19 protein-coding genes and 2 pseudogenes are annotated in these 23,228 nt (G+C 70.6%); 12 read left to right on the forward strand and 9 right to left on the reverse strand.

Translation table 11 applies throughout. The features are described 5' to 3' along the window. The first annotated feature begins 4 nt into the window (after window positions 1-4). From BLU79_RS30665 to BLU79_RS30695, 7 genes and pseudogenes are all read left to right on the forward strand, one after another. A complete protein-coding gene (locus tag BLU79_RS30665) occupies window positions 5-850 on the forward strand; it encodes an aldose epimerase family protein (protein WP_093909339.1) in 846 nt (281 codons plus the stop codon). Next, window positions 841-1,473 (forward strand): bifunctional 4-hydroxy-2-oxoglutarate aldolase/2-dehydro-3-deoxy-phosphogluconate aldolase, encoded by a 633-nt coding sequence (locus tag BLU79_RS30670; protein WP_093909191.1) that lies wholly within the window; start codon window positions 841-843, stop codon window positions 1,471-1,473. Before BLU79_RS30665 ends, BLU79_RS30670 begins: the two co-directional genes overlap by 10 nt. Further along, a complete protein-coding gene (locus BLU79_RS30675) occupies window positions 1,470-2,363 on the forward strand; it encodes an SMP-30/gluconolactonase/LRE family protein (protein WP_093909192.1) in 894 nt (297 codons plus the stop codon). The genes BLU79_RS30670 and BLU79_RS30675 overlap by 4 nt, the downstream gene beginning before the upstream one ends. A gap of 103 nt (window positions 2,364-2,466) precedes the next feature. Next, entirely contained in the window at window positions 2,467-3,447 is a 981-nt protein-coding gene (locus tag BLU79_RS30680) for a sugar kinase (RefSeq protein ID WP_093909340.1), read from the forward strand. A 211-nt stretch (window positions 3,448-3,658) separates the two neighbouring features. Beyond that, a complete protein-coding gene (locus tag BLU79_RS30685) occupies window positions 3,659-5,995 on the forward strand; it encodes a glycosyl hydrolase family 95 catalytic domain-containing protein (protein ID WP_177001244.1) in 2,337 nt (778 codons plus the stop codon). 50 nt (window positions 5,996-6,045) lie between these two features. Further along, window positions 6,046-7,936, forward strand: a pseudogene (locus BLU79_RS30690) (glycoside hydrolase family 97 catalytic domain-containing protein). A gap of 121 nt (window positions 7,937-8,057) precedes the next feature. Then, the gene (locus BLU79_RS30695; protein WP_093909193.1) at window positions 8,058-9,290 is read left to right on the forward strand and encodes a glycoside hydrolase family 88 protein; all 1,233 of its coding nucleotides are present in this window, start codon (window positions 8,058-8,060) and stop codon (window positions 9,288-9,290) included. Window positions 9,291-9,306: 16 nt separating this feature from the next. Here BLU79_RS30695 and BLU79_RS30700 read toward each other — a convergent pair whose 3' ends face one another. From BLU79_RS30700 to BLU79_RS30710, 3 genes and pseudogenes are all read right to left on the reverse strand, one after another. Continuing rightward, window positions 9,307-10,584 carry an alginate lyase family protein gene (locus BLU79_RS30700; protein WP_093909194.1) on the reverse strand — a complete coding sequence of 426 codons (1,278 nt, stop codon included), beginning with the start codon at window positions 10,582-10,584 and terminating at the stop codon, window positions 9,307-9,309. A gap of 122 nt (window positions 10,585-10,706) precedes the next feature. Further along, window positions 10,707-12,038 (reverse strand): cytochrome P450, encoded by a 1,332-nt coding sequence (locus BLU79_RS30705; protein ID WP_093909195.1) that lies wholly within the window; start codon window positions 12,036-12,038, stop codon window positions 10,707-10,709. A gap of 77 nt (window positions 12,039-12,115) precedes the next feature. Next, window positions 12,116-12,370: pseudogene (locus tag BLU79_RS30710) on the reverse strand (family 43 glycosylhydrolase); the annotation flags it as partial. Window positions 12,371-12,413: 43 nt separating this feature from the next. Between BLU79_RS30710 and BLU79_RS30715 the strand changes: the two are divergent. From BLU79_RS30715 to cpt, 5 genes are all read left to right on the forward strand, one after another. Next, window positions 12,414-13,706: an IS256 family transposase gene (locus BLU79_RS30715; RefSeq protein WP_093909196.1), complete on the forward strand. Its 1,293-nt coding sequence runs from the start codon at window positions 12,414-12,416 to the stop codon at window positions 13,704-13,706. A 320-nt stretch (window positions 13,707-14,026) separates the two neighbouring features. Next, entirely contained in the window at window positions 14,027-14,821 is a 795-nt protein-coding gene (locus BLU79_RS30720) for a GNAT family N-acetyltransferase (protein ID WP_093909197.1), read from the forward strand. Continuing rightward, window positions 14,818-15,042, forward strand: a complete 225-nt coding sequence (gene infA / locus BLU79_RS30725; RefSeq protein ID WP_093909198.1) for a translation initiation factor IF-1 — start codon at window positions 14,818-14,820, stop codon at window positions 15,040-15,042. The genes BLU79_RS30720 and infA overlap by 4 nt, the downstream gene beginning before the upstream one ends. 204 nt (window positions 15,043-15,246) lie before the next feature. Next, window positions 15,247-16,434, forward strand: a complete 1,188-nt coding sequence (locus BLU79_RS30730) for a WD40 repeat domain-containing protein (protein WP_256333524.1) — start codon at window positions 15,247-15,249, stop codon at window positions 16,432-16,434. Window positions 16,435-16,488: 54 nt separating this feature from the next. Further along, on the forward strand, window positions 16,489-17,022 hold the full coding sequence (cpt, locus tag BLU79_RS30735; protein ID WP_093909343.1) for a chloramphenicol phosphotransferase CPT: 534 nt from the start codon (window positions 16,489-16,491) through the stop codon (window positions 17,020-17,022). Window positions 17,023-17,039: 17 nt separating this feature from the next. Here the strand turns inward: cpt and BLU79_RS30740 are convergent, their stop codons facing one another. The 6 genes from BLU79_RS30740 to BLU79_RS30765 form a co-directional block, all read right to left on the reverse strand. Continuing rightward, window positions 17,040-17,858, reverse strand: coding sequence for an ABC transporter ATP-binding protein (locus tag BLU79_RS30740; RefSeq protein ID WP_093909344.1), 819 nt, complete (start codon window positions 17,856-17,858; stop codon window positions 17,040-17,042). A gap of 85 nt (window positions 17,859-17,943) precedes the next feature. Beyond that, a complete protein-coding gene (locus tag BLU79_RS30745) occupies window positions 17,944-19,053 on the reverse strand; it encodes a FecCD family ABC transporter permease (protein ID WP_093909199.1) in 1,110 nt (369 codons plus the stop codon). 40 nt (window positions 19,054-19,093) lie between these two features. Further along, complete coding sequence (locus BLU79_RS30750) at window positions 19,094-20,134, reverse strand: FecCD family ABC transporter permease (protein WP_093909200.1); 1,041 nt, start codon at window positions 20,132-20,134, stop codon at window positions 19,094-19,096. A 50-nt stretch (window positions 20,135-20,184) separates the two neighbouring features. Continuing rightward, window positions 20,185-21,255, reverse strand: a complete 1,071-nt coding sequence (locus BLU79_RS30755; RefSeq protein WP_093909201.1) for an iron-siderophore ABC transporter substrate-binding protein — start codon at window positions 21,253-21,255, stop codon at window positions 20,185-20,187. 136 nt (window positions 21,256-21,391) lie between these two features. Continuing rightward, window positions 21,392-22,399, reverse strand: a complete 1,008-nt coding sequence (locus BLU79_RS30760; protein WP_093909202.1) for a zinc-dependent alcohol dehydrogenase — start codon at window positions 22,397-22,399, stop codon at window positions 21,392-21,394. Continuing rightward, on the reverse strand, window positions 22,399-23,223 hold the full coding sequence (locus BLU79_RS30765) for an IclR family transcriptional regulator (protein ID WP_093909203.1): 825 nt from the start codon (window positions 23,221-23,223) through the stop codon (window positions 22,399-22,401). The genes BLU79_RS30760 and BLU79_RS30765 overlap by 1 nt, the downstream gene beginning before the upstream one ends. Window positions 23,224-23,228 lie beyond the last annotated feature (5 nt).

The following is a 23,228-nucleotide window of genomic DNA, read 5'->3' on the forward strand; positions in this document are numbered from 1 at the left end:
GTCGGTGCTGGAGATCACCACCGACCCCGCGCACGGCGGCCGATGGACGTCCCTGCGCTCACCCGGCCGCGAATGGCTCTGGCACCGCACGGCACCGGAACGCGACAAGGCCGTCCCGGGCGACGCCTTCGTGGACGCGGGCGGGCTGGAGGAGTGCGTCCCCACGGTCCGCGGCCTGCCCGACCACGGAGACGTCTGGTCGCGCCCGTGGACCCGGACCGGCGACACCGAACACGTCCAGGCCGAGTCCTTCACCCTCGCCCGGACCGTCCGCGCCACGGCCGACGGGGCCCAGGTCGACTACACCCTCACCGCGCGGCCCGGCTTCCGCTTCGTGTGGGCCGCGCACGCGCTGCTGGACCTCTCCCGGGACGCCACCCTGCACATGTCCTCCGACGCCACCACCCGTCTGTTCCCCGAGGCCGCCCCACTCGTGGGCGACAACTGGCCCACCGGAGCACCCTGGATCACCGGCCGCTGGCCCACACCACATGGACTGCCCCTCCACCGACTCGGACCCGACGACGGCACCGCGGTCGGAGCCGTGGTCGACACGGCGCTGTGCTGTGTGCACGACGGCGGCGACCGACTGGCCCTGGAACTGCGGGCGGACGGACAACCCGTGTCGATCGCCCTGTGGCGCAACCTCGCCGGCTACCCCCAGCCGCACCCCTACCGGAGCACGGGCGTGGAACCCATGCTCGGCCGGGTCTTCGACCTCGCCGACGCGGGACCCGACGACGCGGCCCGCGTACCGGCGTCGGGCGAGATCCGCTGGCGACTTGCGCTGACCGCTGCCTGCCGATGCGCCTCGCCCACCCCCCAGAAGGAGCACCGTCCGTGGACCTGACAGCCGCGCTGGCCACTCACCGTCTGGTCGCCATCGTGCGGGGCGACGACCCCGACGCCGCGTTGCACACCGTGCTGGCCCTGGTCGAGGAGGGCGTCGACCTGGTCGAGGTCTCGCTCTCCGGCAAGGACGCCCTCTCCGTCATCGAACGCGCCCGGCACGCCCTCGGCCCCGACCGCCCCCTCGGCGTGGGCACCGTCCTGACCGCCGAGGACGCCCGCGCCGCACACAGCGCCGGAGCCGACTTCGCGGTCACCCCGGGGCTCGGCGACGGCATCGGTGCCGCACGGGAGCTGGGCATGCCCGTCCTCGCCGGTGTGCTGACCCCGACCGAGATCATCGCCGCGCAGGCCATGGGAGTGGCCGCGCTGAAGATCTTCCCGATCGCGCAGTCCGGGGGAGCTGCCTATCTGAAGGCGCTGCGCGGCCCGTTCCCGGACACTCCGTTCGTCCCGGTGGGCGGGGTCGACGAGGCCGTCGCCCGCGCCTGTCTCGCGGCCGGTGCCCTCGCGGTCGGCGTCGGCTCACCCCTCGTCGGCGACGCCGCCGAGGGCGGCAGCATCACCGCACTCAGGGAACGCGCCCGCCTGTTCCGCACCCTCGTGGCGGAGGCGACGCCATGACCGCCGACCTGCGCCCCGACCGCCCCGACCGCCTGGAACTGGGCGAGGGCATCCGCTGGACCGGCACCGACGTCGTCCTCGTCGACATCCTCGCCGGCCGCCTGCTGTCCGCTCCGCACGACCCGACGGCGCCCCTGCGCACCATGGCCCAACTCCCCGTCCCCCTGGGCGCCGTGGCCCCCGTCGCCGGTCGGTACGGCACCTGGATCGCCGCCGCGGGCACCGGCATCTGCCTGCTCCGCCCCGACAGCACGGTCGACTGGCTGGCACGGCCGGAGGAGAACGCCGGGACGCGTATGCGCATGAACGACGCCGTCGCCGACCCGTTCGGCCGGTTCTGGGCGGGAAGCATGGCGTACGACGCCGAGGAGGGCGCCGGTTCGCTGTACCGGGTCGACCGGGACGGCACGGTCGTACGGGTGCTGGAGGGCATCACCGTGCCCAACGGACCGGCGTTCACTCCCGACGGCAGCCTCATGTACCTCGCCGACAGCGCTCGGGGCGTCATCCGGCGCTACCCCGTGGACCCCGTGACGGCCGACCTCGGCACGCCGGAGGAGTTCCTGACGATCCGTGAGGGCAGCCCCGACGGCATGGTGGTCGACGTCGAAGGCGCCGTGTGGATCGCCGTCTGGGGCACCGGCACCGTCCGCCGTCATCTGCCGGACGGCACGCTCGACCGCACGCTGTGGCTGTCGGCACGGCAGCCGGCCGGTGTGTGCCTCGTCCAGGACGTCCTGCACATCACGACGGCCCACGTGGGCCTGGCCGACCCGGGTGACGACGACGGCGCCCTGTTCACCGCCCGCGTGGCCGTGCCCGGCACCCCGACACCCGCCTGCCGGCTCGACACCGCCCGGCTTCCTTCGCTCACCGGGGGGCCGGCGTGACCGCGGTTCGTCGGGGATCCGGTGTGACGGCCCCTCTTCGGGGATCCGCCATGACGCCGCTCGTCCGGGACCCGGCGTGACCGCCGCGCACCGGGACCCCGGCATGCCCGACCCGTGGCGCCCCGCCCCCGGCCCGGTCGTCTGCGTCGGCGAGACCATGGCGGCGTTGGCCCCCGACCCGCCGAGCCCTCTGCTGGACGCGGCACACCTGCGGTTGTCCGTGGCGGGGGCCGAGTCGAACGTTGCCATGTATCTGGCCGACCACGGCATCCCCGTCGCCTGGCTCTCGGCGCTCGGTGACGATCCCCTGGGACACCGGGTGCGCGCCACCGTTGCCGCCGCCGGCGTCGATGTGTCGCAGGTGCGCACCGACCCCCACCGCCCGACCGGCCTGCTGGTCAAGGACCCGGCCCCGGACGGGACACGCGTGCACTACTACCGGCGCGGCTCGGCCGCCTCCGCCCTCGGCCCCGAGGCACTGGACGGCCCGCCCGTGCGCACCGCGTCTCTGGTGCACCTGACCGGCATCACCCCGGCCCTGTCCGCTTCGTGCCGTCAACTGGTGACCCGGGCCCTGGCCGACGAGCCCGGCGCACGCCCCTACGCGGTGAGCTTCGACGTCAACCACCGAGCCGCCCTCTGGCCGGACGGGTCGGCCCCGGCCGTGCTGCGCGAACTGGCCGACCGGGCCGACATCGTCTTCGTCGGCCTGGACGAGGCGCAGGCCCTGTGGGGCGAGCGGCTGACCTCGGCGGACGTACGGGCGCTCCTGCCCCGTCCCCACATCCTCGTCGTCAAGGACGGTGCCAACGACGCGACCGCGTTCACCGGCGAGGGCGTCCACACCGTGCCGACGCCGCGCGTGACGGTGGTCGAGGCCGTCGGTGCCGGTGACGCGTTCGCGGCCGGTTTCCTCGCGGGCCTGCTGCGGGGCACGACCACGACCCGGGCCCTGCGGCTGGGCCATCTCACCGCCGCCTCCGCCCTCCGGGTCACGGGAGACCACGGCCCCCTGCCCGACCCGCAGGAGATGGAGGCGCTGCTCGCGCTCTCGGTACGGGAGTGGGCCGAGCAGGGGCGGTAGGCCGGTCCTCATTCCAATACATCGGATGCATCGGGCTCCGGGCGATCGGTGCTGATGGGTGCGTGGGCTCCAACTCAGCCAACCGATCGGTAGTTTCCTTCACTTACCGAGTCGTTGACAGGTGCACGCAAGCTGCCTACGTTCCCCAGATACACCCGATGTATCAGACGCATCCGATGTATCGACGACCCATCAGGTCTGGAGGACAACGATGACCTCTCAGCCGGACAAACGCTCGCCGATGCCCCGCAGAGCCGTACTCGGCACCGCCCTGGGCGGCGCGGCAGCGGCAGCCCTGCCCGGGACCGCCCACGCCGAAGAGCCGTTACGAACGGTGCCGTCCGTCGCCGAAGGCTCGGTGGCAGGGGGCGCCGCACGCCCCTGGAGACTGCGCGACACCATGACGACCGACGGCGCCTGGGCGAGGTTCCTGCGCGGCCAGGATCTGCTGTGGAGCAGGCTGCCGACCCGCTGGTACGAGGGCCCGTTCCTCGGTGACGGACTGCTCGGCAGCATGGTCTACCAGGAGCCGGGCGCCAACCGGATCCGCTTCACGGTCCAGCACGGCCGAGTCCAGGATCACCGGCCGGAGTTCGGCAGTGGCTGGGGCACCTGCCGTCTCCCGGTCGGGCACCTCACGCTCGACCCGGTCGGCCACATCGTCTCCGTCGACTGGCGGCTGAGCCTGTGGGACGCCGAGCTCACCGGCACCGTCACCACCACCGCCGGCGAACTCACCCTCTCCGCCCTCATCCATGAAGAGGTCCTGGCCGTCCACGCGACGGCCGACGGCGACGAACGCGTCGTCTGGACGTTCCACCCCGAGGAGGCCATCAGCCCCCGCAAGATCAGCGAGGCCCCGCCCGCGGGCTACACCGCCAACCCGCCCTGGACCACCAGGACCACCCCCGACGGCACCGAGCAGGTGCTCCAACCCCTCACCGGCGGCGGCCAAACAGCCACCGCGTATCGCCGCACCGGCGACGACCTGTTGCTGAGCGTCGGACACAGCTTCCCCTCGGACACCGCCGCCGAGGCCGACTCGCTGCGCAGCCTCCGGCGCGCGACGTCGTACGGCGCCCTCAGACGACGGCACACCAACTGGTGGCACGCGTTCTACCAGAAGAGCTTCGTCTCGTTCCCCGACCAGCGGTTGCAGAGTTTCCACTGGATCCAGCTCTACAAGGTCGCCTCCGCCAGCCGCGCCGGCGGCCCCGTGATGGCCACCTGCGGGCCCTGGCTGGAGCCCACACCCTGGCCCGCGGTCTGGTGGAACCTCAACATCCAACTGGAGTACTGGCTCATCCACGGCTCCAACCACCTGGAACTGGACGCCCTGGCCACCACCCTGCGCCAGAACCAGGAACAGCTCATCGCCAACGTGCCCGTCGCCTACCGCTCGGACAGCTCCGGCGTCGGCCGCAGCTCCGACATGTTCGCCAACCGGAGCGTGGGCCGACCCGGCACCGGAGCCGAGACCGGCGACCTCACCTGGGCGCTGCACAACGCCTGGCTGTCCTACCGGCACTCCATGGACAAGGCCCTGCTCCGCGACACCATCTACCCGGTGCTGCGCCGCGCGATCAACTACTACCTGCACTTCCTCACCCCGGGCAGCGACGGCAGGCTCCACCTGCCGAGCACCCTCTCGCCCGAGTACCCCGTCGTGCCGCCGCAGGACACCAACTACGACCTGGCCCTGATCCGCTGGGGCTGCCGGACGCTCATCGAGTCGGCCGAACTCCTCGGCCTCGACGATGAGTTGATCCCGCGCTGGCAGGAGGTCCTGGCCAGACTCACTCCGTACCCGGTCGACGACAACGGCTTCATGATCGGCGCCGACACCCCGTACGCACAGTCCCACCGCCACTACTCCCACCTGCTGATGGTGTACCCGCTGTACCTGGTCAACTGGGACCAGCCGGAGAACCGCGACCTCATCACGAAGTCCGTCACCCACTGGCACGCACTGACCGGCGCCCACCGGGGCTACAGCTACACCGGGGCCGCGTCCATCCACGCGATGACCGGCGACGGCGACACCGCGATCACCTACCTGCGGAAGTTCTTCGACACCGGCACCCGCTACCCGTGCCAGGCCAACACGCACTACACCGAAGCCGGTCCGGTCATCGAGACACCCCTGTCCGCCTCGCAGTCCCTGCACGACATGTTCTGCCAGAGCTGGGGCGGTGTGATCCGGGTCTTCCCGGCCGTTGCGTCCGACTGGGCCGACGTCACCCTGCACAACTTCCGCACCCAGGGCGCCTTCCTGATCAGTGCCGTCCGCGAGGCGGGGGAGACGCGGTTCATCCGGGTCAGGAGCCTGGCGGGCGAGCCGCTCAAGCTCCGCCACGGCCTCGGCGGCGCCCTCACCGTACTCCTGGACGACGGCACCCCGGCCCGCACCGACGACCTGGGCGACGGCACCCTCGCCATCGACCTGCCCCGAGGCCGCGAGGTCCTCGTCCACTCCGGTTCCCGCCCCGACCTGGTCATCGCGCCCGTAGCGGTCAGCGAACCGGGCGCGGCCTGGGGACTGCCGTAAAAGGCCACACCTCAGACCACTCCCCAGGCCACACATCTCGGAGGGTTCTCATGGCTGTTCCGACCAGAACCGCGGTCGCCGCGCTCTGCGCCGGCCTGACCGCCGCACTCCTCACGACGGCCCCCGCACGGGCCGAACAGCACGACCAGATCTGGACCGTCTCCGAGGCGCCGCACGCACCCCGCGCCCGGATATCCCTGGACGACGCCACCGGCACGCTCAGCCTCTCGGTGTCACGCGACGGCCGTACGGTCATCGAACCGTCGCCCGTCGGCGTCGTCACCGAACGGGCCGACCTGTCCAAGGGGTTGCGCTTCCTGCACCGCAAGGACCGCACGATCGACGAGCGGTACCGGACGAAGTCCGGGAAACGGCTCGACCGCCGGGTGCGCATGAACGAGACCCGGCTGACCTTCGCCACGGCCGCCGGCGCCCGCCTCGACCTCGTCGTCCGTGCCTCCGCCGACGGGGTGGCCTATCGATACGTCCTGCCCGCGGGCGGCGGCGACGTGCTCGGCGAGACCTCCGCGTTCAACCTGCAGCCGGACGCGGGTGCATGGCTCAGCACCTACCGGGTCGACAACGAGGGCCAGTTCACCCAGTACACGGCGGCGACCGCGCCCACCGGCGAGTACTCCGACCAGGCGCTCTTCGCGACCGACGGCGGCTACACCCTGCTCGCCGAGTCCGACCTCACCGGCGCCTACTCCGGCGCCCGCCTCGCCCACGACCAGGGCACCGGCACCTACCGGATCAAGCTCGCCGACGACCGCATCCGCACCGACGGCGCCCTCACCACCCCCTGGCGGGCCATGGTCACCGGCGACCTCGCCACCGTCACCCGCTCCACCTTCACCGACGACCTCGCGCCCTCCTCCAAGGTCGCCGACACCTCCTGGATCCGGCCCGGCACGGTGCTGTGGACCTGGCTCGCCGGTGGCCGACCGGCCGGGCAGAGCCTCGCGGCGCAGAAGGCCTACGTCGACTACGCCGCCGAGCGGAACTGGCCCTACGAGGCCGTCGACGCCGGCTGGTACTTCAAGGCCGACGCGTGGGACACCACCGACCCGAACTGGCAGACCAACAGCTGGCTCCCGGAACTCGTCGAGTACGGGCGTGCCAAGGGCGTCGGCATCATCGTCTGGATCCACCAGCGCGACCTCGACACCCCCGAGGAGCGCGCCCAATGGCTGCCCACCCTGGAGCGGTGGGGCGTCAAGGGCGTCAAGATCGACTTCATGGACTCCGAGGCGCAGCCCATGCTCCAGTGGTACGACGCCGTCCTCGCGGAGACCGCCGCCCACCACCTCATGATCGACTTCCATGGCTCCACGATCCCCAAGGGCATCCAGCGCACCTGGCCGCACGTCATGACCCTGGAGGGCGTCGCCGGAGAGGAGAAGCGGACCAACACCGCCGCCCACCTCGCCACCCTGCCCCTTAACCCGCAACGTCATCGGCTCCATGGACTTCACACCCGGCGCCTTCCAGCGCGTCGGCCTGCGCCCCAACACCGACGCGGCCGAGGTCGGGCTCACCGTCGCCTACGAGTCGGGCCTGCAGATGTTCGCGGGCACACCCGAGTCGTACGACGCCCGCCCGCTCGCCCGCGCCTACTTCGACCAGGTCCCCGCCGCCTGGGACGACACCCGCCTGCTCGCCGGACAGCCCGGACAGGAAGCGGTGCTCGCCCGCCGCAGCGGCGACCGCTGGTTCCTGGGCGGGGTGTACGCAGGGGCCGCGCGCACGGCCGAGGTGCCACTGGCGATCGGGTCCGGACGATGGCTGGTCGAGACCGTCCGGGACGGCGCCGACGGGCTCGTGCAGGACCGGCGGGTGCTGCGCGGCGGCGACACGCTGGTCGTCGATGTCCTCGCCAACGGAGGCTTCGCCGGGATCGCCTGTCCGTGGAAACCGGGCGTCACCACCTGCTATCGCTGAACGCCCCCACATCCACAATGTTCACATGCATGAACATTACTCACGTGGGTGTACATCGATGCGCCGGACATGCAAGGCTCGGTCAACTCCTTTCCCCCGATGACCAGTTGGAGGGATCAGCATGAGTGTTTCCCGGCGTACTGTGCTGGCTTCGGCGGCCGGTGTCGCTGCGGTGACCGCCGCGTCGACACCGGCCGTGGCGGCGGACGCGACCACCGCAAGGACACCGGCACCGACCCTGCGAAAGCTCCGCGCGGCGGCCGACTACGCCGTCGACAAGGTCCGCACCGTCGCACCGACCGTGACCGCCTTCCCCGTCGGCACGAAGTTCGAGAAGTGGGTCTACTCGCAGAACGGCGACTGGGTCGGCGGGTTCTGGCCGGGCACGCTGTGGATGGCATGGCTCTACAGCAAGGAAGACGCCTTCCGCGGCTGGGCACTTGCGTCGGCCGAGAAGCTGGCCCCGCGCCAGTACGACACCGGCACCCACGACCTCGGGTTCCTCTTCTACCCGTCCTGGGTCACGGCCTGGCGACTGACGGGCGACCAGGCCTGGCGGGCCGGGGCCCTGCGGGCGGCCGACTCGTTGATCCAGCGCTACAACCCGCGCGGGCGCTTCATCAGGGCGTGGGGTGCGCTGAACGACGAGCGGAACGCCGGCCGGGTCATCATCGACACGATGATGAACCTCGACCTGCTGGCGTTCGCGAGCGGTCAGACCGGTGACGACAAGTACCTGAACATCGCCGTGGAGCACGCGAAGACGGCCCAGCGGGTCTTCCTGCGACCCGACGGATCGACCCCGCACGTGTACGACTTCGACCCGGCCGGCGGTGCCCCGATCGGACCGAACACCGTCCAGGGATACAGCCCCACGTCCTGCTGGTCGCGCGGGCAGGCGTGGGGCCTGTACGGGTTCACCACCATGTACCGACGCACCGGAAACCCCGAGTTCCTGGCCACCGCCCGCAGACTCGCGGACTTCGCGGTGGGCGCGCTCACCGCGGACCACGTCCCCGTGTGGGACTACCGTGCGCCGCAACAGCCGTACGACATCAAGGACGCCTCGGCCGGCGCGATCATGGCGTGCGGCCTGCTCGACCTGTCCGCTGCCACTGGTCGGCAGGCCTACCGCGAGGTGGCGCTACGGCTGCTCACCGCGCTGTCGGAGACCTGCCTGACGCAGAACTCGACCCGCGCCGAGGCGGTCGTGGCCCGCTGCACCCGCAACCGGCCCAGCGAGGACGGGGTCGAGATCTCTCTCCCGTACGCCGACTACTACCTGCTGGAGGGCATCCTGCGCGTGCTCCAGCCGCAGGACGTCGACCGGGCGATCGACCTGTCCACGGTCTGACCGGCTGAGGTACCGGTCAGCCCGCGATCGAGTCCAACTGCTCCGCCGCCGGGCGCAGGGCCCACAGGTCCCCGCCCGGCGGCTCCTCCAGCAGTGGGACGGCCCGTTGCGCCCGCCTGTCCCCGGCGTCGGCGGCCGCGTGGACGACGTCGGTCGCCGCGTACCGGTGGAATTCGAGCTCCGGATGCGGCCAGGCGGCGGCTCCCGTCGCGGCCGGCAGCAGATAGTCCACCGCCTTGAACAGGCTCTGTCCCTCCGGTCCCTGATACGCCCACAGATCCACCCCGACGTGCCGGCCGATGGCGGCGAGCCGGGTGTAGGCGACCAGGTCGAACGTCGAGTAGTGCCAACTCCTGGTCCGGGTCAGCTCCTGGGGCTGGCTGCCGTCGGGCGCGATCTGCGGGGCGATGCGCCCCCGCCGGGCGTCCAGGACGGTGCGGCGGGCCGGCTCCTCGTCGCCGGTCGCGTAGGCGAGCCCGGCGAGCAGCATGTCGTAGAAGGTGCCGTGGTTGTTGCCGGCGGCGGCCTCCTGCTTGCCGAAGTCGCTGTTCCGCAGCCAGTCGAGGAAGTCGGAGTTCCACTTCGCCATGCCGACGCGGTCCTTCGCGGTCCAGCCCGGGGCGCCGGTGTCCAGCAGGGCGAGCGCGTCGAGGACGCTGGTGTACGACTGCGAGAAGTCGATGATGCCGATGGCGCGGCCGTCGTACTTGCACGGGATGAACTGGGCGTGGTTCAGGTTCGGGTTCATCCTGGTGGCCGGATCGAGGAACCAGGTGCGCAGTATCTGCCCGGCCTTCTCGGCGTACCGCCGGTCGCCCGTGTAGTACCAGGCGAGGGAGAGGTCGTAGGAGGAGTCGAAGGTCCTCTCGACGTCCTGGCGGTCGGTACCGGAGTCGACCTCGGGATTGCGCTCGCCGTCGCGCTGCACATACGGGCATCCCCACGGGTTCTCCGGGGTCGGGGCCTGGGTGGGCCACCAGTACGGAGCCTGACTGAGGTAGTCGTGGATATCGCCGCCGGGCGCCGGCCTCGGCTTGTCGACGACGGTCCAGGGCCCCTGCCCGAGCCATCTGTCGGCACGCGCCCTCAACGCCTCGACGGTCCGGCGGAGTTGCGGATCTCCGTGCTCCAGCCGGACCTTCGTCCGGTGCAGACGGGCGCCGTCCAGGACGGCGGTGTGCGGGACGCGAGGCGCGTGCTGCGCCTCCGTCCGGGCCGACGCGACGGGGGAGGCCCCCGTGGTCAACGCGGCCATGGCCAGCAGCAGGACGACCAGTCGGGATCTCACACGCATGGAACACCACTCCAGTCATGCTCATGACATTGATGAATCATGTATATGAACGGAATTCAGGTGTGCGTCTTGCGGTGAGCATGCCACGGCGTTCGTGGCAGCGAAAGGGGTCGTGCAACCGATCAGACGACTGCGGGCTTCAAGGTCGCGAGCGCGGGTCCGGCCGGTCGGACGGTGATGCCGTACTGCGCCTTGGCGGGGGTGGAGGAGAACGTCACGGTGTGGGCCGGCAGCAGGTGTTCGAGCAGGACGGTCGATTCGCGGAGCGCGAACTGGAGACCCAGGCAGGCTCGGGGGCCGATGCCGAAGGGGAGGTATGCGCCCGGGTGGGTGGGACGGCCGCCCGGAGTGAGGAAGCGCTGCGGGTCGAAGCGCTCCGGGTCCGGCCACAGCTGCGGATCGCGGTGCGTGAGATACGGGCAGACCAGGATGTCGGTGCCTGCCTCGACGGTGTGGCCGACGAGGGTGTCGTCCTCGGCGGCGTGGCGCGGCAGGAGCCAGGCGGACGGGTAGAGCCGGAGCGTCTCGTGGACCAAGGCCTGGATGGCCCGACGGCGTTCCTCCGAGCCTTCCTCGCCGGCGGCCAGTGCCTCCTCGCGGGCGTCGGGGTACTGATCGAGCAGGAGATAGAGCCAGGTCAGGGTGGTGGCGGTGGTCTCGTGCCCGGCCGCGAGCAACGTGACCAGCTCGTCGCGGATCAGCTGGTCGGTGTACTCGGGGCGCTCGGCGCCGGCGTCGGTCAAGAGATGCAGCAGGCCCGGGCCGTCGGGCCCGACAGCCCCGCTGCGGGCGGCCTCGATGGCGCGCCCGGCGACCGCGTCGATCCGCGCGAGATCGGCCGCGACGGCATCCCGGGCCTTGTCGGCGTCCGCGGGAAGCGTCGGCAGGGCGGCCCCCACTGCTTCCACGGCCTCCAGCTCGTGCGCGGTCTCGTCGTCAAGGGGGTGCCCGGTGAGGGAGCGCCAGATGGTGTCCAGGGCGAAGCGGTGCATCTCCTTCCCCACATCGAGGCCCTGTCCGGCGCGGGCGTACGCCTCCCAGCGCCCGGCGGTGGTCCGGGCCGCCTGGGTGATCCGATGTTCGTAGCGGCGCATCCCGGTTCCGGTGAACTGGGACTGAAGCAAACGGCGTTGCCGCTTCCACGCCTCACCTGTGGCGGCCAGGAGACCGTCACCGATCAGCAGACGGGCGCGGTGGGAGCGCTTGACGTACCGGTCCGGCCGGAGGGCCAGCACATGCTGGATCGCCTGCGGGTCGGTGACGAGTACGGTGAGGCCCGGCCCGAGCCGGAACCCGGCGACACCGCCGGTCTGCTCGCGCACCTGGGCCAGCAGCTCGACCAGCTCGCCCCCCGCGGAACCCCACCGCTTCACGAGTTCGGGATCGGCGGTGGGGACCGGTCGCTGGGTTCCGGGCACGTGCGGGAGCGAATCGAGGCTGGCTTCGGCGTCCATGCCGCGAACTGTACGGGAGCAGGCGCCAGTTGGTGGCCGTCCGCTCGGCCGCTGTCACTCTCCGGAGTGGACGGCGGCTACTCACCCGACGGCGCGGTCAGCGGGACGCCCAATGCCACCGGCGTACCGAAGTTCGGCGTGCCGTCGGCGTTCCACGTGAACTTCTGCGCCCGGGCTGAGCGGTTCATGTCGCAGCCGCCGCTCGCCGAGCTGTTGGCGTGGTAGACCATCCAGTCCTCGGTCCCGTCCGGCGACTTGAAGAAGCCGTTGTGGCCGGGGCCGTACACGACGTTCGCGTTGGACCGCTGGAAGACCGGGTTCGGGACTGGGACTGTAAATCGTTCGGTGTAACTCCCGATCATGGAAGATGCATCGATGACCAGTGAGAACGTGTCTGAGCAGGAGACTGTCGAGTCGGCGGCGGCTGTGTCGGCGAAGGCCGTGGACGACCAGCTGATCGACGAGTTGGTGAGCCGTGCCCAGGCCGAGGGTCTGCAGTTGACCGGTGAGGGCGGGCTGCTGCAGCAGTTGACGAAGCGGCTGCTGGAGTCCGCCCTGGAGGGCGAGATCAGCGATCACCTCGACTATGACAAGCACGATCCGGCAGGCAAGGACGGCGGCAACTCCCGTAACGGCAAACGCTCCAAGACCGTGCTGACCGACGTGGGACCGGTGGAGATATCCGTGCCCCGCGACCGGGACGGCTCCTTCGAACCGAAGATCGTCAAGAAGCGGCAGAAGCGCCTGACCGGCGTCGACGAGATGGTCATCTCGCTGGCCGCGAAGGGCCTGACCACCGGCGAGGTCCAGGCCCACCTGGCGGAGGTCTATGGCGCCGAGGTCTCCCGGCAGACCATCTCCACGATCACCGACAGGGTCCTCGAGAGCATGGCCGAATGGCAGAGCCGACCTCTCGACGCCGTCTATCCGGTGGTCTTCATCGACGCCATCCACGTAAAGATCCGCGACGGCGCGGTCGCCAACCGGCCCATCTACGTGGTCCTGGCCGTCACCGTCGACGGCCGGCGCGAGATCCTGGGCCTGTGGGCGGGCGACGGCGGCGAGGGTGCCAAGAACTGGCTGCACATCCTCACCGAGATCAAGAACCGCGGCGTCCATGACATGCTGATGCTGGTCTGCGACGGGCTCAAGGGCCTGCCGGAGGCGGTGGAAACGGTTTGGCCGAGGACAATCGTGCAGACCTGCGTGGTGCACCTGCTGCGGAACTCTTTCCGCTATGCCGCCCGCCAGGACTGGGACAAGATCGCCAAGCTTCTCAAGCCTGTCTACACAGCGCCGACCGAGGAGGCCGCGCTGGAGCGGTTCGCGGAGTTCGCCGACGCCTGGGGCCGGAAGTATCCGGCGATCGTGAAACTGTGGGAGAACGCGTGGGAGGAGTTCACCCCGTTCCTGCGGTTCGACACCGAGATCCGCCGCATCGTCTGCACCACCAACGCGATCGAGTCGGTCAACGCGCGCATCCGCCGGGCGGTCAAGGCCCGCGGACACTTCCCGAATGAGCAGGCCGCGTTGAAGTGCGTCTACATGGCCATCATGTCGCTTGATCCCACCGGCAAAGGCCAGGCCCGCTGGACCATGCGGTGGAAGACCGCGCTCAACGCCTTCGACATCACCGTCGACGGCCGGCTCTCAGCCGCCCGCCAGTAACCAACCACCCTGGTTACACCGTTCATTTGACAGACCCCGACGGATGGCTGTCCGAGGGCCGCTTCACCCAGTCGGAGTGCGACCGCGTCGTCGCCGCGGCGGTCGGTGCGGATCTGAGGCGCTGAGAGGCAGGGAAAAGGAGTTGAGCGAGACGGAGCCCCGTTGCTACGTTCGTGCCGGACCGTGAAGTCGACGTATGGAGGTGAGCCCCCGTGAACACAGTTACCCGTGGGTGCTCCCTCAACCCGTCACGGTCCGGCGGCTGACGTTCGGTGTCGCCAGGAGCGCCTGAGATCGAGGCACTCCTGGAGGAGACTCCGATGAACACGAAGCCTTTCACATCCGGCCTGAGCGAGAACGCGGTGATGATCACGCGCGTCGCGGGCAGGCAATGGCATGCGCTGGATGACGACCTGGTGGTCGGCCGCGGGCATGCGCAGCACCGGCCCGACGGACGCTTGTTCGTCAGCATCGACGCCTGGCACGACGCCACCTTCGACCGGCTCGCCGAGGCGATGCTCGCGGAACTGCCGGCGCCGCTGTACACGGTGGTCGACGAAGCCGACGTCGAGCTGACGGCCGGCTGGCACCGGGCCGGTTTCACGATCCGGCGCCGCGAGTGGGAGTACGTCGTGCCGACCGACCCACGGGTCACAGGGCTCGACGAACTCCTGCCGCCTTCGGGCATCACCATCGTGCCCGCCGGGCAGGCGGACGAGGGCCTGCTGCGGGCGGTGGACCGCGCGATCCGTGACGAAGTCGAGGCGGCCGTCGGGTGGTGGCAGTCGATGCCCGCAGAGGTGATTCCCCGCGCCGAAGACGACACCATCGTCGACCCGTCGACATACGCGGTGGCCGCGGCGCCGGACCGCTACCTGGGTCTGATCCGCGTGGTGACGGCGATCCGGCCGCGCATCGGACTGGTCGCGGTCCGGGCCGGCGAGCAGCGCCGCGGCATCGCGCGGGCGCTGCTGGCCCACGCCCTGGGGACGCTGCACCGCTCCGGGTTCGCCGAGGCCTGGACCGAGGTCCAGGAGTCCAACAGAGCAGCCTCGGCGCTGTTCGAGGGCATCGGCGCCCGGCCGATGAGCAGCAACCTGGAGCTGGTGCGATGACGAAGAACAAGAACGTCATCGAAGTCGAGGGCAAGGTCGTCGAGTGCCTGCGCAGCGCCATGTTCACCGTGGAGCTCGAGAACGGCCACCAGGTGCTCGCGCACATCAGCGGGAAGATCCGCAAGAACTACATCAAGATCGTGCTGGAGGACCGGGTGCTGGTGGAACTCCCGCCGTACGACCTGACGCGTGGCCGGATCGTGTTCCGGTACCGGAACTAGCGGCGGTCGACACCTTCCGCGGTAGGTGATCCTGGGGCCCCGGTCATGGCGTTTCCGTGACCGGGGAGTCCGCGTTCGCAGCCTGGTTGTCAGTGGTCAATGTGATCATTGCGTCTCCGGTCCCCCCGTATGCACCGGGACCGGGACCGCGGGACAACGGAGACCACCGAGGAAGGCGTCATGACCGATTTGTACGGCGTACGGGTGTTGGCGGTCGATCTGCCGAGCCGCCGCATTCGACTGCGCTCCACCGTCGTCTACTACGACACCGGCTCGCACGCCCCGTTGACCGACGATGCCAGCTTTTTCCTCCGCGTCTTCGGCGATTCCGCGGACGATGCGCCGCTGGGTGACGTGATGACACGGGATCAGCGCCTTGACGAGGCCTGGGTGGACGCCAACACCCGGTGGTTCATCGAGAGTGTGGAGCGAATCGCGACGCGTAACTACCCCCTCACGGATGAGGAGGTCGATGAGCTGCTGGATGATGAGGATCGCGTCAGCTTTCCCTGGGAGGAAGAGCCCCGGTTCGACGAGTTGCCCCCGGAGGTCGCCGCCGAACTCGTCCTCAGCGAGGAGACAAATGTTGGGGCCGACTACGACGTAGTGGTCACCGACCCCCGGTGGATCGAGCACCTGACGGTCGGCGACTGGTGGCGAACCACCGCTTACCCCACTCACGCCGACCGGCTGCTCCCCGGCGAGGCCACCGCGATACCCGACCTGCGCCACCCCGTGGCCGTCCTGAAGCCCTTCAGCAGGGAAGACGAGCCTCGCCATCTGGCGTTCTCCGACGACGGCCGCTTCCTCGCCGTCAACAGCGAGGGAGGGGAGCTGGTGGTGTACGACGCCACCAGCTGGCGTGAATGCTTCCGTGCTCGCGCCGACAACTCCTTCTCGTCTTGGCTGATGTGGGTGCCCGGCGAGCCGGTGATCACACTCCGTCATCACGAGGAACCCCGCCCACAGTTGGCATACGACGTGGTGCGAGGCACTCCGGTCGAGGCACCCCCACAGTCGGGCAGGTCGCGCTCAGTGATTGACCCGGCGGACGGTCGCACCCTGGAGGTGATCGAGAACGACGACATCAAGATCCGCTCCTTGAAGGTGAGCCCCGGCGGCGACTATCTGGCAATCTCGGGAGAGTCACCGGGGAAACTGGAGGTGATCATCCAACGGGTCAGTGACCACCAGGTCGTCACCCGTCACGCGATCGGCCGGGGCTGGTACCCGTTGCAGACCTATGAAATGGCGTGGTCACCCGACGGCCAGTGGCTGGCCGCCCACCTGACCGTGGTGGAAGTGAACAGTGGCTGGGAGCCGATGGGCGGTGAGACCCACATCTTCCGCGTGGGTCTCCCCACTGAACCGGCGGTCCCCGGGCCGGAGTGACAGACCCGTCAGTATTCGCTTTGTGCCCCGCGAAAGATGTCCTACCGTGCCCCCGTGACGACTCAGGTGATCATCCTCAACGGCGGCTCCAGCTCGGGGAAGTCCGGGATCGTACGGTGTCTGCAGGAGGTACTGCCGGATCCGTGGCTGGCGTTCGGGTGTGACTCGCTGGTCGACGCCATGCCCGCGAAGATGCAGGCGTCGGACGCGGGGATCGTGTTCGCGGCGGACGGGACGGTGAACGTCGGGCCCGACTTCATGGCCCTGCAGGCGGCCTGGGTGGAGGGCGTCGTCGCGATGGCACAAGCCGGAGCCAGGATCATCATCGACGACGTCTTCCTGGGTGGAGCGGGGTCGCAGCAGCGGTGGCAGAAGGCCCTGGGCGGTCTGACCGTGCTGTGGGTCGGCGTCCGATGCGACAGTGCGGTCGCCGCGGGCCGCGAGATCGCACGGGGCGATCGGGTCCAGGGGATGGCAGCGTCGCAGGCGGAGGTCGTGCACGAGGGAGTGTCCTACGACCTGGAGGTGGACACCACCCACACCGAGTCCCTGGTCTGCGCCCGAACCATTTCCGCACACGTCGACTGACCTGTTCCGCCTCCGGATCAACCGGACGCACCCGGTACGACGACGGCGGAGCCGGTCCCCTCATGGTGCCGCCCCATCGGCACCACCATCGGCGTCCCGCTCACCGGATCCTCGCCGACCACGCACCGCAGCCCGAAGACCTCCTCCACCGTCGCCGCGGTGACGACCTCGGTCGGAGTACCCTCCGCCACGACGCGGCCCGCCTTCATGGCGACGACGTGATCGGCGTACCGGCAGGCCTGGTTGAGATCGTGCAGGACCATCACTACGGTGCGGCCCTGCTGCCGGTTCAGGTCGGTGATCAGGTCGAGGACGTCGATCTGATGGGCGAGGTCGAGATACGTCGTCGGCTCGTCCAGCAGCATCACCGGCGTACCCTGCGCCACCGCCATGGCGATCCAGGCGCGCTGCCGCTGCCCACCGGAGAGTTCGTCGACGGCCCGATGGGCGAGGTCGGTCATCGCGGTGGCGCTGAGCGCCTCGTGCACGGCCTGCTCGTCGGCGGCGGACCACTGCCGCCACCACGTCTGGTGGGGTGAGCGGCCACGTCCGACCAGGTCGATGACGGTCAGCCCCTCGGGAGCCACCGGCGACTGCGGCAGGATGCCGATCCGCTGTGCCAGGGCCCGGGTCGGGATGGAGTGGATGGAGCGTCCGTCCAGGTGGACGGCACCGCCCTTGGGGGCCAGCAACCGGGCCAGCGCCCGCAGCAGGGTGGACTTGCCGCACGCGTTCGCGCCGACGATCACCGTGATGCGGCCGGCGGGCACGGCCAGGTCGAGGCCGTCGACGACGACCCGGTCGTCGTACGCCAGCCGCAGGCCCTCGGCGCGCAGATCGGGGGCGTCGCCGGCACCGCCGTATGCCGTCTCGTCCTTCGACGACTCGGACTTCGACCACGGGGACTTCGATGACACTTCTTCAGCCTCCTGAACCGGCGCGGTTCGCGCGGACGAGCAGCCACAGCAGCACGGGCGCGCCGAGCACACCCGTCACGATCCCGACCGGAAGCTCGGTGTCCGGGATGAGTCTGCGCGCCACCAGATCGGACACGAGCACCATCACGGCGCCGGTCAGCCCGGCGGCCACGGGCGGCGGGAAGGAGAGCCCGGCGAGGCGCTGGGCGACCTGGGGCGCGGCCAGCGCCACGAACGCCACCGGCCCCGCCGTCGCCGTCCCGAACGCCACGAGCCCGACGGCGACGACCAGCACGGCCACCCGGACGGTCTGCACGCGCGTCCCCAGGCCCCGGGCGACGTCGTCACCGAGCTCCAGGGTCCGCATCAGTCGGCCGAGCAGCAACGCCACCGGTACGAGCACCGCCATGGTCACCGCGAGCGGCCCGATCTGCTGCCAGGTACGGCCGTTGAGGTTGCCGACCAGCCAGCCCAGCGCCGCCTGCGCCTGGAAGCGCCGGCCTCGGGCCATGAGGTAGTCGGTCACACTGGTGCAGATCCAGGCGATGCCCACGCCGACGAGGACGATGCGGTAACCGGTCGTTCCCCGCTTCCACGCCAGGGCGTACACGAGCAGGGCCGCCGTCAGCGCGCCGAGCAGTCCGAGCGCCTGGGTGCTCAGCCCGCCGTCCCAGCCGAGCACGATGCCGGCGACCACGGCCGTACCGGCGCCCTGCGTGATGCCCATCATGTCGGGGCTGGCCAGTGGATTGTGCGTCATGGCCTGGAGCAGGGCACCCGAGACGCCGAACGCGATGCCGACCAGCAGCCCGGCGAGGGAACGCGGCAGGCGCAGCTCGTGGACGATGAGTTCGGTGCCGGGGTCGCCCGCACCGACCAGGGACCGCATCACGTCGGTGAGCGGGAGGGAGATGTCCCCGACGGCGGTCTCCACACAGAACGCCAGGAAGGCGACCGCGGCGAGGACCAGGCACACGGCCGCCGACCGAGGCCGCAACACCCCGGAGACGGGCGGCACGGCGAGCCGGAAGGCGATCCGACCGGCGGAACGGCGCGATGTCGGCCGGTCCGCGGGGTCCTTCCGGCCCGGAACGGGGGCGAGTTCGGCGGTCATGGGCTCATATCTCCGCGGGAGGGAGGGCGTTGGTCATCGCTCACAGCTCCGCAAGTCGGCGTCGGCGGACCAGTGCGATGAAGAACGGGCCCCCGATGAAGGCGACCAGGATGCCGGCCTGGATCTCCACCGGGCGGGCGATGAGCCGCCCGGCGATGTCGGCCGCCAGGAGCAGACAGGGGGCCAGTACGGCCGACAGGGGCAGCAGCCAGCGGTGGTCCGGGCCGATGCCGGCCGACTGGGCGAGGACGCGGGCGATGTGCGGTACGACCAGGCCGACGAAGACGACGGGCCCGATGACGGCCACGGCCCCGCCGGTCAGCAGCGTGACGGCCACCACGCCCTGCACACGCACCGGGCCGAGCCTGAGCCCCAGCGACTTCGCGACGTCGTCGCCGAGCGCCAGGCTGTTCAGGGCGGGGGCGCAGGCGAGCGCGAGCAGGGCGCCGACGGCGAGGAACGGCAGGACCCGCAGCACCACTTCGTCGTTCTGATCGGCCAGCGAGCCCGCGGACCAGAACCGGTACCGGTTGAGGGCATCGGGGTCGGTCAGGGCGACCGCGCTGGTGAGTGAGAAGAGCAGAGAGGTCACGGCGACGCCGGCCAGGGCCAGTTTGACCGGCGTCGTGCCCGACCGTCCGAGCCCGCCCAGGAAGTAGACGAGGATGCTCGCGGCCAGCGCTCCGGCGAAGGCGAACCAGATATAGCCGTACACGGAGCCGACGCCGAGCACACCCACCGAGAGGACGACGGCGAAGGCCGCGCCCGCGCTGACGCCCAGGATGCCCGGATCCGCGAGCGGGTTGCGGGTCAGCGCCTGCATCAGCGCCCCCGACAGGCCCAGCGCGGCCCCGGTGGCGAGGCCGAGAACGGTGCGGGGCAGCCGTACGGACCAGATCACGTTGTCGACACGGGAGTTGGGCGGGTCGCCGAGCAGGGTGTGCCAGACCTGGTCGAGCGGGACCCCGAGCGCACCGAACGCCATCGACAGGGCGCACAGCGCGACAAGCGCCGCACCACAGAGGGCGAGCAGAAGAACCGGGCGGGGACCTTTCGCCGCCCGGACCGCCGAGGTCCCCACGTCAACTTCCTCAACTTCCTTGGCCGGCCATGCCTTGCTTCCCGTCATCGTCAGGACGCGGGCTGCTCCACCTTCGTGGCCGTCTTCCCGTCGACGGCCGCCGTCAGCTGCGGGACCAGCCGCTCGATCACATAGGGCAGGCTGAGCGCGGAGACGAAGGACGTCGCGTTGCCGTAATCGCTCGTCTCGTTGACGAACACCTCGCGGCCTTCCTTCACCACGGTCAGGTCCTTGTACGAGGCGTCCTTGTGCAGCTTGTCGGTGTCCTTCGTGACGTCACCGACGATCCAGACGACGGCGTCCTGGTCGAGCAGGTCGGTGCGCTCCTCGCTGATGTTCGCGCCGAACCGGTCCCCGATGGCCTTGTCGAGATCCTTGGGGAGGGTGAAGCCGAGCTCGGTGAGGAGACGCGAGCGCGGGTCCTGGCTGCCGAAGACGAACATGCCCTCGTACGGTGTGGCCATCACCGCGCTCGCCCCCTTGAACTCGGGGTGCTCCGCCGCCGCGGCCTCGATCTTGCCCTCGGTGTCCTGGACGACCTTCGCGGCCTCCTCCGGCTTGCCGAGCGCCTGGCCGACCTTCTCGGTCAACTCCTGCCAGGGGATGCCGTAGTCGTTGTACTCCTTGGGCTGGGCGACCACGGGCGCGAACTTGGACAGCGACTCGTACTGCTCCTTGGTGAGCCCGCCGTACAGCGCGAGGATCAGGTCCGGCCGGAGCGCGGCGATCCGCTCCACCTGCGGACCGGTGCCGGTGTCCTTGAGCACGGTCGGCACCTCGTCCCCGCTTGGCCTGTCCTCGGCCCACGGGCCGATGGCCCCCTTGTATCCGCCCAGCCACTCGGTGGTGCCGACCGGGACCTTGCCGAGTGCGAGGACCGCGTCCTGGTCGGTCAGGCCGACGGTGACGATCCGCTTCGGCTCCGACTCGATCGTCGTACGGCCGTACTTGTGGGCGATGGTGACCGGGAAGGCGGCCCCCGCGGACGCGCTCGTCTCGGCGTCGGCTCCCGAAGCGCCGGAGTCCGAGTCCTCACCACCGCAGGCCGTGGCGGCGGTGAGGAACAGGAGGGCGGAGGCGAGCGCGGCGGCGAGCCGCGGCACTCTGCGGGAGCGGGACATCCGTGGTCCTTCGGTTCGGTTTCCTGTGAAGCCGGGCGGTGAGGTACTCACAGAACGCGAACACCACGCACACGAACTTAGGTAAGCCTAATTACAACGTCCCCGGTCGGCCAGCCCCTTGAGCCCCGCAGATCGATCAAGGGTCCACATGGATCTTGGGGCCGGGTCCGGCACCCTCCGGACGTTCACCCGCGAGGACCGCCCCGACCTCGTCGAGGCGCACGGTGGCCGCGACGAGGGGCCTGGGGTCGACCGCGCCGGACGCGTAGGCCCGGATGGTGGCGTCCAGGCCGGGAGAGGCGGACAGGATGCCCACCGCCGTCACGTCCTTCAGTACGAGCGCACGCGTGTCGATGCTGCTGGGCTCGCCGGCGAGTCCGATGTACACCAATCGGCCCCCCGGCTCGACCAACTCCAGTGCCCTGCACGGCAGATGGGCGGCGTTCGAAGCATCGACGACCGCGTCGAAGGGCAGCTCCGGAAGGGAGTCCTCGTCCCATACGTGCGCGAAGCCCAGAGTGTGGGCGAACGCGGGCGAGTTGCCTGCGCGGTCCAGCAGATGAACCTCGGCGCCAGCCGCCCGCAGGAACATCGCGACCAGGAGCCCGATCGTCCCTGGCCCCAGGACGAGAGCACGGTCCCCGGCGCCGAGGGCCGTCGCCCGCGCCGCGCGCAGGGCATTGCCGCCCGGCTCCACGAGCGCGCCGAGTTCGGCGTCGACCGAGTGGGGCAGGGCATGCAACGAGGACGCCGGCACGGCGAGTTGCTCCGCCAGCGCCCCCGCCCGCGCGCCGCGGATACCGACCTCCTGGCGCTTCTCGCACACGTGCTGACGGCCTCGGACACACCGGCGACAGCCGCCGCAGCCCAGCATCGTGTCACCCATCACGCGGCGACCGACCCAGCCCGGATCGACACCACCGCCGACCGCCGCAACGCGCCCCGCCCACTCGTGACCGGGCCGCATCGGATAGGCGGAGTGCCCTTGATGGAGATAGGCCATGGCACCGGTGAAGAACTCCACGTCGGTGCCGCACACACCGACCCGCTCGACATCGACGACGACCTCACCGGGTGCGGCCACCGGCGCGGGGAGGTCCTGGACCTCGTACGCCCGGGGGGCGGTCAGCACGAACGCGCGCATCAGTGGCGCGGTTCGGTGAGCGGGCCGATGAGGGCGCGGATCTCGTCGAGGGCGTCGACGAGGGACGCCAGAGGGGTCCGATAGGCCAGCGCGCTCACGCTCACCGCCCCGGAGGGAACAGTGGGGGAGTTCGGACAGACGGGCAGGGCGAGGCAGTTGACCCCCGTCTCGTTCTCCTGGTCGTCGACGCCGTATCCCCTCTCCCGCGTGGCCGTCAGCTCCTGGTGCAGGGCGGCGGCCGTACACAGGGAACGGTCCGTACGACGAGCCGCAGGCGAGCCGCCGATCCACGCCTCGACCTCCTCCACGGTTCCCAACCTCCGAGCGAGCAGGACCTTTCCGACGGCGGTGGTGTGGGCGGGGTTGCGTCCGCCGATCGTCGACGTCAGCCGGACGGCACCGGTGGGCGGGTCGACCTTGGCGCGGTAGACGACCTCGCGGCCGTCGAGCACCGCGTAGTGCGCGGTCTCGCCGAACCGGTGCGCCAGCGCATCGAGCACGGGCCGGATACGGACGGCCTCCGGTCGGGCCTCGTGATGGGCGAACGCCATCCGCAGGAACTCGTCCCCGAGCACATAGCGGCCACGGGCGTCCTGGTCGGCCAGCCCGGCCCGGCGCAGCGCACCGAGCGCCCGATGGACGGTCGGCTTGGGACTGGCGACGACCCGGGTCAGCTCCTCCAGCCCCACACCGTCGGGATACCGGGCCAGCTCCTTGAGGACGGCGAGCACCCGGTCCGATCCCACAACTCGACTGCTGTCAGCGGCAGTTGGGCGGTTGCCGACGGGGTCTGTCGATCCGGCGTACGTCTGCGTATGCTCCATGGCGT

The organism is Streptomyces sp. cf386 (assembly GCF_900103585.1).
Taxonomy (GTDB): domain Bacteria; phylum Actinomycetota; class Actinomycetes; order Streptomycetales; family Streptomycetaceae; genus Streptomyces.

What these genes read in the sequence shown, in the direction of transcription:
- BLU79_RS30675 (WP_093909192.1), top strand. Translation starts at nt 1,470, where the DNA reads ATGACCGCCGACCTGCGCCCCGACCGCCCCGACCGCCTGGAACTGGGC.
- BLU79_RS30680 (WP_093909340.1), top strand. Translation starts at nt 2,467, where the DNA reads ATGCCCGACCCGTGGCGCCCCGCCCCCGGCCCGGTCGTCTGCGTCGGC.
- BLU79_RS30685 (WP_177001244.1), top strand. Translation starts at nt 3,659, where the DNA reads ATGACCTCTCAGCCGGACAAACGCTCGCCGATGCCCCGCAGAGCCGTA.
- BLU79_RS30695 (WP_093909193.1), top strand. Translation starts at nt 8,058, where the DNA reads ATGAGTGTTTCCCGGCGTACTGTGCTGGCTTCGGCGGCCGGTGTCGCT.
- BLU79_RS30700 (WP_093909194.1), bottom strand. Translation starts at nt 10,584, where the DNA reads ATGCGTGTGAGATCCCGACTGGTCGTCCTGCTGCTGGCCATGGCCGCG.
- BLU79_RS30705 (WP_093909195.1), bottom strand. Translation starts at nt 12,038, where the DNA reads ATGGACGCCGAAGCCAGCCTCGATTCGCTCCCGCACGTGCCCGGAACC.
- BLU79_RS30715 (WP_093909196.1), top strand. Translation starts at nt 12,414, where the DNA reads ATGACCAGTGAGAACGTGTCTGAGCAGGAGACTGTCGAGTCGGCGGCG.
- BLU79_RS30720 (WP_093909197.1), top strand. Translation starts at nt 14,027, where the DNA reads ATGAACACGAAGCCTTTCACATCCGGCCTGAGCGAGAACGCGGTGATG.
- infA (WP_093909198.1), top strand. Translation starts at nt 14,818, where the DNA reads ATGACGAAGAACAAGAACGTCATCGAAGTCGAGGGCAAGGTCGTCGAG.
- BLU79_RS30745 (WP_093909199.1), bottom strand. Translation starts at nt 19,053, where the DNA reads ATGACCGCCGAACTCGCCCCCGTTCCGGGCCGGAAGGACCCCGCGGAC.
- BLU79_RS30755 (WP_093909201.1), bottom strand. Translation starts at nt 21,255, where the DNA reads ATGTCCCGCTCCCGCAGAGTGCCGCGGCTCGCCGCCGCGCTCGCCTCC.
- BLU79_RS30760 (WP_093909202.1), bottom strand. Translation starts at nt 22,399, where the DNA reads ATGCGCGCGTTCGTGCTGACCGCCCCCCGGGCGTACGAGGTCCAGGAC.
- BLU79_RS30765 (WP_093909203.1), bottom strand. Translation starts at nt 23,223, where the DNA reads ATGGAGCATACGCAGACGTACGCCGGATCGACAGACCCCGTCGGCAAC.